The 13,011-nt window shown below is 64.0% G+C and carries 11 protein-coding genes; all 11 read right to left on the bottom strand.

Annotated features, from left to right (window positions below; translation table 11 throughout):
* Positions 1 to 66 precede the first annotated feature (66 nt).
* The 11 genes from CI15_RS18015 to bamB all read right to left on the bottom strand — a co-directional run bounded on the left by CI15_RS18015 (position 67) and on the right by bamB (position 12,978).
* On the bottom strand, positions 67 to 1,953 hold the full coding sequence (locus CI15_RS18015) for a potassium transporter Kup (RefSeq protein ID WP_062129654.1): 1,887 nt from the start codon (positions 1,951 to 1,953) through the stop codon (positions 67 to 69).
* 264 nt (positions 1,954 to 2,217) lie between these two features.
* Complete coding sequence (locus tag CI15_RS18010) at positions 2,218 to 2,805, bottom strand: phosphoribosyltransferase (protein WP_241495860.1); 588 nt, start codon at positions 2,803 to 2,805, stop codon at positions 2,218 to 2,220.
* Between the two features lie 3 nt (positions 2,806 to 2,808).
* Positions 2,809 to 4,155: an adenylosuccinate synthase gene (locus CI15_RS18005; protein WP_062129652.1), complete on the bottom strand. Its 1,347-nt coding sequence runs from the start codon at positions 4,153 to 4,155 to the stop codon at positions 2,809 to 2,811.
* A gap of 219 nt (positions 4,156 to 4,374) precedes the next feature.
* Complete coding sequence (locus CI15_RS18000) at positions 4,375 to 5,526, bottom strand: ATP phosphoribosyltransferase regulatory subunit (RefSeq protein WP_062129651.1); 1,152 nt, start codon at positions 5,524 to 5,526, stop codon at positions 4,375 to 4,377.
* Positions 5,527 to 5,752: 226 nt separating this feature from the next.
* Complete coding sequence (locus CI15_RS17995) at positions 5,753 to 5,944, bottom strand: DUF2065 domain-containing protein (RefSeq protein WP_062129650.1); 192 nt, start codon at positions 5,942 to 5,944, stop codon at positions 5,753 to 5,755.
* 43 nt (positions 5,945 to 5,987) lie between these two features.
* Positions 5,988 to 6,893: a protease modulator HflC gene (hflC, locus tag CI15_RS17990; RefSeq protein WP_062129649.1), complete on the bottom strand. Its 906-nt coding sequence runs from the start codon at positions 6,891 to 6,893 to the stop codon at positions 5,988 to 5,990.
* A gap of 15 nt (positions 6,894 to 6,908) precedes the next feature.
* Positions 6,909 to 8,330 (bottom strand): FtsH protease activity modulator HflK, encoded by a 1,422-nt coding sequence (gene hflK / locus CI15_RS17985; RefSeq protein ID WP_062129648.1) that lies wholly within the window; start codon positions 8,328 to 8,330, stop codon positions 6,909 to 6,911.
* A gap of 49 nt (positions 8,331 to 8,379) precedes the next feature.
* Complete coding sequence (gene hflX, locus CI15_RS17980) at positions 8,380 to 9,567, bottom strand: GTPase HflX (RefSeq protein WP_075643717.1); 1,188 nt, start codon at positions 9,565 to 9,567, stop codon at positions 8,380 to 8,382.
* Positions 9,568 to 9,625: 58 nt separating this feature from the next.
* Positions 9,626 to 9,862 (bottom strand): RNA chaperone Hfq, encoded by a 237-nt coding sequence (hfq, locus tag CI15_RS17975; RefSeq protein WP_006051315.1) that lies wholly within the window; start codon positions 9,860 to 9,862, stop codon positions 9,626 to 9,628.
* 163 nt (positions 9,863 to 10,025) lie between these two features.
* Positions 10,026 to 11,363 (bottom strand): ribosome biogenesis GTPase Der, encoded by a 1,338-nt coding sequence (gene der, locus CI15_RS17970; protein WP_062129904.1) that lies wholly within the window; start codon positions 11,361 to 11,363, stop codon positions 10,026 to 10,028.
* A gap of 469 nt (positions 11,364 to 11,832) precedes the next feature.
* A complete protein-coding gene (gene bamB / locus CI15_RS17965; RefSeq protein WP_062129646.1) occupies positions 11,833 to 12,978 on the bottom strand; it encodes an outer membrane protein assembly factor BamB in 1,146 nt (381 codons plus the stop codon).
* Between the last annotated feature and the right edge of the window lie 33 nt (positions 12,979 to 13,011).

Raw genomic sequence — 13,011 nt, 5'->3', positions numbered from 1 at the left:
ATCAACAAAAAGCCCACGCATTGCGTGGGCTTTTTGTTTGCGCCTTCGAACGTCACACAGGGGCGATCAGATCTCGATCTTCGTGCCCAGTTCCACGACCCGGTTGGCCGGGATGCTGAAGAAGTCGGTCGGCTTCGCGGCGTTCTGATGCATCCACGCGAACACACGCTCGCGCCACACCGACATGCCCGGCAATTGCGTAGGCACCACCGTTTCGCGCGCGAGGAAGAATGACGTGTCCATCAATTCGAAGGTCATGTCGTGCGTGCGGCCGACTTCGAGCAGCACCGCTTTCACGTCGGGCGTTTCGTTGAAGCCATAGGCTGCCTTCACCAGGTACAGGCCGCCGTTCATGTCCTTTACCGTCACGCGGTCGGCGTCGTTCACGTACGGAATGTCACGCGTGATGAAGGTCAGGAAGATCGTGCGCTCGTGCAGCACCTTGTTGTGCTTCAGATTGTGCAGCAGGCTCACCGGCACCAGCGAGTCGCTGCCGGTCAGATAGATCGCCGTGCCCGACACGCGATGCGGCGGATGCGCGAGCAGGCCTTGCAGGAACGGCATCAGCGGAATACCGTCGGCGGCCGTGCGTTCCTTCACGATCATCCTGCCCTTGAACCACGTCATCAGCAGGAAGAACAGCAGTCCGCCGATGCACAGCGGCAACCAGCCGCCCTCTTCGACCTTCAGCAGGTTCGCGCCGAAAAAGCCGACGTCGACCATCATGAACACGCCGATGATCAGACCGACGAGCAGCTTGTTCCACTTCCACACCTTCACCATCACGACACAGGCGAGGATCGTCGTGATCACCATCGTTGCGGTGACCGCGATACCGTACGCGGCCGCCAGATTGTCGGAGCTCTTGAAGGCGATCACGATGCACAGAATGATGAACAGCAGCATCCAGTTCACGACCGGCACATAGATCTGCCCGATCGCGAGTTCGGACGTGTGCAGGACCTTCATGCGCGGCACGTAGCCGAGCTGGATCGCCTGACTCGTCAGCGAATACGCGCCCGAAATCACCGCCTGCGACGCGATCACCGTCGCCACCGTCGACAGCACGACGAGCGGCAGCAGCGCCCAATCAGGCGCGAGCAGAAAGAACGGGTTTTCGATCGCCTTCGGGTCGTGCATCAGCAGCGCGCCCTGGCCGAAGTAGTTCAGCACCAGCGACGGCATCACGAGCACGTACCACGCCATGCGGATCGGCTTCGCGCCGAAGTGGCCCATGTCCGCGTACAGCGCTTCGGCGCCGGTCAGCACCAGCACGACCGAGCCGAGCACCACGTAGGCCTGCAGTACGTGCGCGGCCATGAACGTGTAGGCGTAGTACGGATTGAGAGCGCTGATCACGTTCGGCGACTGCATGATGTGCCACAGGCCAAGCACGGCAAGCACGAGGAACCACAGCACCATGATCGGCCCGAACAGACGGCCGACGGTGGCCGTGCCATGCCGCTGGATCCAGAACAGCACGATCAGGATCACGATGGTCAGCGGAATCACCAGATGCGACAGATGCGGCGCGGCGATCTCGAGGCCTTCGACCGCCGAGATCACCGAGATCGCCGGCGTGATCACCGCGTCGCCGTAAAACATGCAGGCGCCGAAGATGCCGAGCATCATCAGAAGGCCGGCCGCTTTCGATTTCTGATCGACCGAGCGCATCGCCAGCGCCATCAGCGCGAGGACACCGCCCTCGCCGTTGTTGTCGGCACGCATCACGAACATCACGTACTTGATGCCGACCACGATCACGATCGCCCAGAACAGCAGCGAGATCACGCCAAGGATCGACTGATCGGTCAGCGGGATGCCGTGCGACGGGCTGAAGGCTTCCTTCAGCGAGTACAAGGGGCTCGTGCCGATGTCGCCGAACACGACTCCGATCGCGGCAATCGCAAGGGACGGCAGCGGCTGTTTGTGTACGTGATTGTTATCTGTCATGAACGCGAGGAGATCCGTTCCCGGGCGGAAAAAACGACCGCTATTCTAAACTGCACATCCGGCACTGCCCGGCTTGTTGTGGATACGCCACGTGGATGTCCGCGCAGTGTAGCACTGCGATATGGACGCGTCTGCCGCGATGCGGGCATCCCGGCGATGCGCGGCGCGCATAAAAAAACGGAGCCCGACTGGGCTCCGTTTTATGACACCGCGATGACGCGCGACATGCGATGCAACCTGGCATGACGCGCGCGCGGCTTCGCGTCAATGACCCGACGACTGTTCGGCCTGCGCGATGCCGCGCTTGATCCACGCCCCGAGGTTATGGGGACGCACCGTGTCCCACTCCTCGAACGGCTGATGAATCCACGGGTTGGTCGGCAGATACTGCACGTGGTAATCGGGCTTCACCTTCGAGCAGCCCTTGTACCACAGCACGGCCGAGCGCACCGCCGTGATCGCCGGATAGCGTTCCTTCAGATGCTGCTGCACGCGCGCGAGCGTGACGCCCGAATCGACGAGGTCGTCGACGAGCAGCACGTTGCCGTGCAATTCGCCGCGCGTCATCGTGATGTATTGCGCAATGTCGAGCTCGCCCTGTTCCGTGCCGGCCGCCTCGCGATACGAGCTCGTTGCCAGAATCGCCAGCGGCAGATCATAGATGCGTGAGAGCTGGTCGCCGACGCGCAAACCGCCGCGCGCGAGGCACAGGATCTGGTCGAACTTCCAGCCCGATTCGTGCACGCCGAGCGCCAGCAACTCGATCAGCCGGTGATATTCGTCCCAGCCGACCCACAGGTTCTTGTCGTCGTTGCGCGGATCTTTCATCGCGATCATCGGTACACCTTGCATTGCTTAAACCTTGAACGGATGACGCCGAAGAATCGTTTCGTCGCGATCCGGACCGGTGGACACCATGTCGATCGGAATACCCGCGGTGTCCTCCACACGCGTGAGATACGCACGCGCATTGGCGGGCAGCTTGTCCCACTCCTTGATGCCGACCGTGCTTTCCTTCCAGCCCGCGAAGGTTTCGTAGACCGGTACGCAGCGCGCCACTTCGGTCGCGCCGCGCGGCAGCAGATCGACGTTCTGGCCGTCGACCGTGTAGCCGACGCACAGCTTCACTTCGTCGAGACCATCGAGCACGTCGAGCTTCGTGATGCACAGACCCGTCACACCGTTGATCTGGATCGAGCGGCGCAGCGCGGCGACGTCGAGCCAGCCGGTGCGGCGCGGACGGCCGGTAACCGAGCCGAATTCCTTACCGACGGTGGCGAGTTCGAGGCCGATCGGATCCTGGCGCGAGGCGTTGTCCGCATCGTACAGCTCGCTCGGGAACGGGCCCGAACCGACGCGCGTGCAGTACGCCTTCGTGATACCGAGGATGTAGTTGAGCTTTTGCGGACCGACGCCCGCGCCTGCCGTCGCGGCACCCGCGACGCAGTTGCTCGACGTGACGAACGGATAGGTACCGTGGTCGATGTCGAGCAGCGTGCCCTGCGCGCCTTCGAACAGCAGATTGCCGCCGTTCGCGTTGACGTCGTACAGGCGGCGCGACACGTCGGTGACCATCGGCTTCAGACGGTCGGCGTAGCTCAGCATCGTGTCGAGCGTCTGCTGGAAATCGACCGCGGCGGCGCCCAGATACTGCGTGAGCACGAAGTTGTGATAGTCGAGGTTTTCACGCAGGCGCTCGGCGAAGGCAGGTGCGTCGAACAGGTCCTGCACGCGCAGGCCACGGCGCGCGACTTTGTCTTCGTAGGCCGGGCCGATGCCGCGGCCGGTCGTGCCGATCTTGCCCGCGCCACGGCGCGCTTCGCGGCCCTGGTCGATCGCGATGTGATACGGCAGGATCAGCGTGGTGGCTTCGGAAATGAACAGGCGTTTCTGAACGTCGACGCCAGCGGCCTCGAGTTCGCCGATTTCCTTGAACAACGCTTCCGGCGACAACACGACGCCATTGCCGATATAGCACGCGACGCCGGGATGCATGATGCCCGACGGAATCAGACGCAAGATGGTTTTCTTGCCGCCGATGATAAGCGTGTGACCGGCATTGTGACCGCCCTGGAAGCGAACGACGCCTTGAGCGTGGTCCGTCAGCCAGTCGACGATCTTGCCCTTGCCCTCATCACCCCATTGGGTACCCACGACGACGACGTTGCGCCCGGGGTTCACATTCACTGCGCTGGCAGACATGTTGTTTCGTAAGCTGGTTAAAAACGTATTTTACCTATGTTCGCGGAAGCTTCCGGAATTTTTCCGTTTCCGCTCAACGGTATGCACGTTATGTTGAGTATTGCGAAAGATGCGCGGCCGCGTGTTTCCATGGCACCGCGCCCGGTTCGGGCGGTGATTGCGCCGCCTTGTGGCGAGCACCGGGGAGGCGCCCCGGCAGCGCTGATCGGAACGCGCGGCTCAGGCGCGCGGTTCGACCACCCATGCGCCATTGCGCTCGACCAGCACACGGTCGAACGCGAATTCATCGAGATCGTGCTTGTGGCCAGGCAGCGCCTGGATCACGACTTCACCGCCGTCGCGCAAGGCCGCGACCGCGACGCGCAATGCCTCGTCGTGCCGCCACGGCGCGAGGATCGCGCTGCTGCGGGCTTCGACCGGCGAGATGCGCGCGACTTCGCGCAGATCGAGCGAAAATCCGGTCGCCGCGCGCGCGCGCCCATAGGCCTGGCCGACGTGGTCGTAACGGCCGCCACGCGCCACCGCGTTCGGCACGCCGTCCACGTACGCGGAGAACATCACGCCGCTGTGGTACGCGTAGCCGCGCAGATCGGCGAGGTCGATCATCACTTCGGCCCCGTCGACCTGGCTCGCGAGAAACGCCAGGTCGTCGAGCGCACGGGCGATCGCCGGCGAATTCGGCAGACGGGCGCGCGCCTCTTCGAGCACCGACGCGTCGCCGTACAGCGTCGGCAGCGCGCGCAGCGCATCGCGAATCACCGGCGAAAATTGCGCGGTCATCTCGACGAGGCGCGGCACGTCCTTGCCGGCCAGCGCGTCGTAGAGGGCCTGGCCGAGTTCCTCGGCGGCCGGCTCGGCTTCGATCAACGCCGCCAGCACGCCCGCGTGGCACAGGTCGAGACGCACCTTCGCGAGGCCGGCCAGATGCAGCGCGTCGAGCATCAGTTGCTGGATTTCGAGGTCCGCCTCGAGGCCCGCGTGGCCGTAGATTTCGGCGCCGATCTGGATCTGCTCGCGCGTCGCATGCAGGCCGCGCGGCCGCGTGTGCGCGACGTTGCCCGCGTAGCAAAGACGCGTGACGCCCTGGCGGTTCAGCAGATGCGCGTCGATGCGCGCGACCTGCGGCGTGATGTCGGCGCGCAGACCAAGCGTGCGGCCCGACAGCTGATCGACGAGCTTGAAGGTGCGCAGGTTCAGATCGTGACCGCCGCCGGTCAGCAGCGACTCGAGGTACTCGAGCAGCGGCGGCATCACCATCTCGTAGCCGTACGAGCGGAAACGGTCCAGCAAATGACGCCGCAATTCTTCGATCTTGCGGGCCTCCGACGGCAGCACGTCGGCAATATTCTCGGGAAGCAACCAGGTCGACATCGATACAGTCCTACGGCGTTGAACACGGCGTCTTGAAGCGCCGATGAATGAGAGTAATGGCGTGCAGCGGCTTGATTCTGGCGGCTGGTGCAGACGCTCGTGCGGCATTCTCGGCTCACGCGCGACGCGCGGCGAGCTGGCCGGACAGCCGGCACGTTGCTCGAACAGGCGAAACACGCGGCGGCCTGCGGCAACTCGCGGTGCTTGTCAGACAAGCAAGCCGGTTTCAGGTCGCGATGAACAGCAGTATCAGCCCGAGCAGCATCACGATGAGCCCGCCGACGCGAATATGATGCGTCGGCCGTTCCGCTATTTTACGGAACGTGTCGCGCCACGCGCTCGGAAAAACGAAGGGGAACATCCCCTCGATAATCAGCATCAACGCGATCGCGAGCAATAACGAACCAGCTATGTCCATGCGAGTGAAGCGGCCGCGATGCGGATGCCGCGGCCTTCGGTAATCAGCGTTTGCGCGCAGCAGGCGCGGGAGCGTCCGGGGCGACGCCGCCGGTCGGGCTACGCATGAAGCGGAAGAACTCGCTGCTGGAGTCGACCACGATCAGATCGCCCGGCTTGAAGGTCTTCCGGTACGCCTGCATGCTTTGATAGAACTGGTAGAACTGCGGGTCCTTGCCGAACGCTTCGGCGGCGATCTCCGCGGCCTTCGCATCGCCTTCGCCGCGAATGCCTTGCGCTTGCGCGAGCCCGTCGGCGAGCACCGCCTGCTGCTTCGCGAGCGCGTCCGAACGGATCTGGTTGGCTTCGGCGGCGCCCTTCGCGCGCTCGTCGGCCGCGACCTGCTCGCGCGCCGCGATCATGCGCTTGAATACCGAGTCGGCCACCGCGGCCGGGAAATCGACGCGCGTGAGCTGCACATCCACGACCGACACGCCGAGCGAGGCCGCGCCCTTGTCCATCGCGCCGCGTGCCTCTTCGGCGACGGTCTGCTGTTTGGCAAGTGCGTCGGACAGCGTGAACTTGCCGAACACATCGCCGAGCGCACCGCGCGACAGCAGCGCGAGCCGGTCCGGCAGACTCTGCAGATCACCCTTCGTCTCGGCGACCAGCTTCAGCGGATCGGTTACGCGGAACTTGATGACCGGGTTGACCAGCAGATCGGTTTTGTCGGACGTGACGTAGTGATCTTCGTCGGGTGCGTCGAGCGACTGGATGCGATTGTCGACGAGCGTGACCGTTTGCAGCGGCGGCGGCAGCTTCACGTGCAGGCCGGGGCCGAGCAGTGTGGGCGTGGCGTCGCCGCGCGCGGACAGCACGGCCATATGTCGTTGATCGACGACGAACACCATCGACGATGCCGCGAACAGCACGATAACGACGGCAACGATAAGCGCAATGATTCGGTTCATATTCTTGTGCGCCCCTTATTGAACGTCGTCTTCGCGCATGCGATTGCGGAACGCTTCGCGCGAGCGCAGCGACGCGGCGCTCGGCCGGCTCGCCGGCGCCGGTGCGGAAGCAGCGGCGGGACCCGACGCGACGTCGGCGGCGGAGCCTGCCGCCGCGCCAGTGTCAGGCGCCGAGGCGGCCGACGGCGCGGCCGCGCTCGCCACTTGCGGCGCGCCCGCTACAGCGGGACCCGCAGCGGCGGGGCCCGATGCGGCGGCGGCCGCCGCCGCGGCCTGGCGCTCGCGGTTCTGTTCGACGAGCCTGTCGAGCGGCAGATACAGCACGTTGTTGCCGTTCTTCGCGTCGACGAACACCTTGGTCGCGTTCGCGTAGATCTGCTGCATGGTTTCCATGTACAGGCGGAAGCGCACGAGCGCCGGCGCCTTCGCGTATTGCGTGTAGACCTGCTTGAAGCGCTCGGCCTCTGCCTGCGCCTGCGCGACCGTGGTTTCGCTGTAAGTTTTGGCTTCCTGGATCTGACGCGCGACGTCGGCCTGCGCACGTGGCAGGAGGTCGGCCGCATAAGCCTGGGCCTCGCGCTTCGCGCGTTCGTTTTCGTCGTGCACCTTCGCGGCGTCGTCGAACGCGGGTTGCACCTGCTCGGGCACCTGCACGCTCTGGATCGTCACGCCCGTGACCCCCAGTCCGGACTGGTACTGATCGAGCGATTGCTGGATCGCCGCGATCAGCTGCTGACGCAACGTTTCGTGATCCTGACCGAGAATATCGCTGGTGCTCTGCGCGCCGACGATACCGCGCACGGCCGCCTGCGCGGCATGCATCACGCCCTGATCGGGATCGACGCTGCGGAACAGAAAGTCGTTGGGTTTGCGCACCTGGTACTGCACCGCAAAGCGCACGTCGACGATGTCGCCGTCGCGCGTGAGCATCGCCGCGTCCTTCACGTTGGCGAGACGCACCACATTACTGCGGCCGATCTCGACCTGACGGATCTGTCCGACGTTGACGAACTCGTGGGACTCGAACGGATACGGCAGGCGCCAGTGCACGCCCTGCGCCGCGGTGTACCGATACTTGCCGAACTGCAGCACGACGGCCGCCTGGCCTTCTTGCACGACGAACACGCCGCTACCGAGGTAGATGGCGATCAGCACGCCGATCACGATGCCCACGCCGATACGCGCACCGCGTCCGTTGTCCGGACGGCCGCCGCCGACACCGCCGCCCTTGCGCCCGAAAATCCTCGAGAGGCGACGATTGAAATCGCGCCACATTTCGTCGAGATCGGGCGGACCTTCACCGTCGCGCGCCGGACGCTTCGGATCGTTCGGCCGTTGCCGGTCGCCGTTGCCGTCGCCCCGGCCCCAGCGCGGATCGTTCAGTGAAAGCGAGGCGCGCATGCGCAGCCAGATACTCCGCTCGTTGTAATCGTTCACCTGTGTTCGTTCACCAGAGTAGACAGCGGGTCAGTGCAATTGGAACGGGTCAATGCCCCAGTTCTGGAACCTTGTGGTCGTCGCGCAGTTGCGTCGCGCGTTCGTCTTCCGACGCATCGAGCGGCATGTCGGAAAGCGGTTCGGCAGTAGCGATTTCAGCGATGGCAGCGCGCAACGCATCCAGCCCTTGGCCCGAGCGCGCGCTCAAAAAGACGCGCGAAATATTACCATACTCATCCCGCTCGACCGCGTCGCCGCGGGCCGCCAGCTCTGGCACCGCGTCGATTTTGTTAAACACGAGCACCTGGCGGATGGTGTCCGCGCCGATCGCGTGCAGCACCTCGTTGACCTGATCGATCTGGTCGAGCCGCACCGCGCTCGATGCATCGACGACATGCAGCAGCAGATCCGCGTGAATGGTTTCCTCGAGCGTCGCGCGAAACGCGGCGACGAGCTGGTGGGGCAACTCACGGATAAAACCGACGGTATCGGACACCACCACCTGCCCCGCTTCATCGCCGAGGTAGACACGCCGCGAGGTGGTGTCCAGCGTCGCGAACAGCTGGTCGGCCGCATACGCCTGCGCCTTGGTCAGCGCATTGAAGAGCGTCGATTTGCCCGCGTTCGTATAGCCGACCAGCGACACCGACATCGTCTGGTTGCGATTACGCGCGCGGCGCTGCGTGCCATGCTGGCGACGCAGCTTCTCGAGCCGGATCTTGAGTGCCTTGATGCGCTCGCCGATCAGCCGGCGGTCGGTTTCGAGCTGCGTTTCGCCAGGACCGCGCAAACCGATACCGCCCTTCTGGCGTTCGAGGTGGGTCCACGCGCGAATCAGCCGGGTCGACAGATATTGCAGCTGCGCGAGTTCGACCTGCAGCTTGCCTTCATGGCTACGCGCGCGCTGCGCGAAAATGTCGAGGATGAGGCTGGTGCGATCGACCACACGCCGATTAAGCGCCCGCTCCAGATTGCGCTGCTGCGCAGGCGCGAGAGCGTGATTGAAGATCACGAGTTCGATGTCGTTCGCTTCGCAAGCAAGGCGCAATTCTTCGGCCTTGCCGCTGCCGACGAACATCTTCGCGTCGGGACTGGAACGGCGTCCGGTGAGGGTGACTACGGGATTCGCACCCGCGCTTTGCGCGAGCAGGCTGAGTTCTTCGAGACTGGCTTCGAAATCGATCTTGCCGAAGTCGATGCCAACAAGCGCTGCATTGATCAAATTGGAGGGTATCAAAATGACGCGGCCGGGAGGGAATCGCCAACGGGCGACATTACGCCGGCCGCGACGAGGGTTAGGACTGTTCGGAATCCGGGTGAAAATTCACCGGACGGGCAGGCACGACTGTGGAAATGGCGTGCTTGTAGACCATCTGGGTGACCGTATTCCGGAGCAACACGACGTACTGGTCGAACGATTCGATGTTCCCTTGAAGCTTGATGCCGTTGACCAGGTAGATCGACACCGGCACATGCTCTTTACGCAGTGCGTTCAAAAACGGGTCTTGTAACAATTGCCCTTTGTTGCTCATAGCAAACTCCGTATTTTTTTGCAGGTTGACTGAATTGACGGCGAAGAAAAAGAGATCCGCCGCCAACCGCTACACTATAGCTGATTTTCATTTCGCCGCGCGGGGCCGGGCCCCGCTGCCAAACCCAGCATACACGCGGGTTTCAGACCCGCTCCAGCCTGTTTCAGCCTTTGTCCGCGTAGGGGTTCGTCGACGATCTGAACTCTATTCGCAATGGAGTGCCCGTCAGCTTGAAAGTTTCCCGGAAGCGATTTTCGAGGTAGCGCTTATACGTGTCCGTGATCGCGTCGAGCGCGTTGCCGTGAATCACGATAATCGGCGGATTCTGCCCGCCCTGGTGCGCGTAGCGCAGCTTCGGCCGCACCGGACCGCGACGGCGCGGTTGCTGGAACTCGACTGCCTCGATCAGCGCACGCGTCAGTTTCGGCGTCGGCAGCTTCGACATGGCGGCCGAATAGGCGTCGTCGACCGAGCGCATCAGCGGCCCGATTCCAGTTTTTTCCGCAGCGGAAATGAAGTGGAATTTGGCGAAGTCCAGAAATTTTAGTTTGCGCTCGAGGTCGGCTTTCGTGCGCTCGCGCACATGCGGATCGAGACCGTCCCATTTGTTCACGCCAACCACCAGCGCGCGACCCTGCTCGACCACGAAGCCGGCGATGTGCGCATCCTGATCCGAAATGTCCTGGCGCGCGTCGAGCAGCAGGATCACGACGTTCGCATCGGAGATCGACTGCAGCGTCTTCACGACCGAAAACTTTTCGATCGCCTCGAACACCTTGCCGCGGCGACGCAGGCCGGCCGTGTCGATCAGCGTGTACGGCTTGCCGTTGCGCTCGAAATCGACGTAGATCGAGTCGCGCGTGGTGCCCGGCATGTCGAACGCGATCACGCGCTCTTCGCCGACCAGCGCATTGATCAGCGTCGACTTGCCGACGTTCGGCCGGCCGACGATCGCGATCTTCACGCCGCGCGCTTCCTTGTCCTGATCGCTTTCTTCCGGCTGACCGGCGTACGCCACTTCGAGCGCCTCGTTGATCATGTCGGTGACGCCGTCGCCGTGCGCGGCCGAAATCGCACGCGGATCGCCGAGGCCGAGTTCATAGAACTCGGCCGCGACGTTGGTGTACTTCATCCCCTCCGCCTTGTTGATGACGAGGAAGATCGGTCGGCCGACCTTGCGCAGATAGTCGGCGATCGACTTGTCCTGCGGTGCGAGACCATTGCGGCCATCGACGATGAACACGACGACGTCCGACTCCTCGACCGCCTGGCGGGTCTGGCGCGCCATCTCGTGCAGGATGCCGTCTTTCGCGACCGGCTCGAAGCCGCCGGTATCGACGACCAGATACGGCCGCTCGCCGGTGCGTCCTTCGCCGTAATGGCGATCGCGCGTGAGACCGGGCAGGTCGGCAACCAGCGCGTCACGCGAACGCGTGAGGCGGTTGAATAAAGTGGATTTCCCCACATTGGGGCGCCCGACGAGGGCAATAACGGGTTTCATCTGATCTTGTTCACGGTGAAACGCGGGATCGCAACCGATCGCGCGCATAGCGACGTCAGGCGGCCGCGACGCGGCGACGTTTTGACGAAATTATCACGAATTCGTCCTGCTCCGGATGTGCGATTGATACGCGCATCCAGGCGGACGGGAGTGGGCTGCGCAGACGCCACCGGGGGGCCGCCTGTTTCAGACCGGGCTGTTCGACGGCTCGCCCGCTGGTGCTCGAGCGCGTCTTCGGTTCGCAAAGCCGCCGATGGAGCGCACGCGCCGCCTTGCACGACGGCCGGCATTTCGACACGACATGCCGGACCAGCCCGTTCGGCAATTCTTTCTATTGAGCCTGCCCGATCGCGCGACGGGCAACATGACTATCCGACGCGGGAGCCGAACGCCAAAGCCGACTCAGACTTCAATTAAAACGCGCGCGGCCGGCAAAGCCGGCCTGCGCGCCTGACACGATGTGTTGCGATCAGCGCGGACGATAGCCGAACAGGCCGCCGTCGCGCGTCTGCACGACCAGCGTATCGCCGGCCAGCACGGGTGCCGCGGTAATCGCGCTGCCGTCGGTCTTCACTCGCGCGACGAGCGCGCCGTCGACGGTCGACAGGAAATGCACGAAGCCCTGGTAGTCACCGAACACGGCCGCCCGGCCCAACAACATCGGCACGCTCAGATCGCGGTTCTTCAGCGCCTCGTTCTTCCACAGCACCGAGCCATTGGTCACGTCGAACGCGGACACGACCGACCAGTCGTCGGCGGCGACCACGCTGCGCTCATCCTGCGCGAGGCCGCTCGTGCTCGAGAACGGCTTGCCCCACAGCGCGCGGCCCGAGTTCGCATCGAAGCAGCCAATCTGGCCCTGGAACGTCACTGCGCAGGTTTCCGAACCAACCAGCGTCGGGGGGCCCGTCACGTCGTTGATACGCTCGACCTCGGTGACGCCCTTCGGATACGACACCGGCGTCTGCCAATAGGCGTCGCCCGTCTGCAGGTTAAGCGCGGCGAACGAGCCGCCCGGGAAGCCGGCCAGCACGGCCACGTCGCCCGCGAACGTCATGCCCGCCGACACGCGCAGGTTCAGCGGCACCGCACGGTTGCGGTAGTTCCACTTCTGCTCGCCGGTTTGGGCGTTGAACGCGACGATCTGACCGTCGATCGTGCGCACGATCACGAGGCCGTTGCCGACGAGCGGCGGCGAAATGATCTCGCTTGGCGCCTTCGCGGTCCACAGCTGCTTGCCGTCCGCGCCGAGCACGTATACGTCGCCCTTCAGTCCGCCGACCGCGGTCAGCGTGCCATCGCTGCCGACACCCGCGGACAGGTCGTCACGCAACTTGATGCGCCACACGTCCTTGCCGGTTTGGGCGTCGATCTTGGCGACCGTGCCGTTCGTGCCAGCGGCGAACACGGCGTTGCCGACCGCGACCGGCGAGAAGATGTAGCGCCCCGCCTTACCCACGCTCGCCGACCAGGATTGCTGCACGTCGAGCACAGGTTTGAACTCGGTGAGCGGCGTCGGCACACGGCGCTCGTCTTTTGTGGATGAGCAAGCCGCCAGCGTGAGAACGGTCATCGCACAGATAACGGGCACAGCGTAACGTTTCAGCAGATTCATCGGTGGACGAAGCATTCAGGAAATGGATTAAAG

The organism is Paraburkholderia monticola, assembly GCF_001580545.1.
GTDB classification, from domain to species: Bacteria; Pseudomonadota; Gammaproteobacteria; order Burkholderiales; family Burkholderiaceae; genus Paraburkholderia; species Paraburkholderia monticola.
This window is presented reverse-complemented; position numbering and strand designations above follow the sequence as displayed.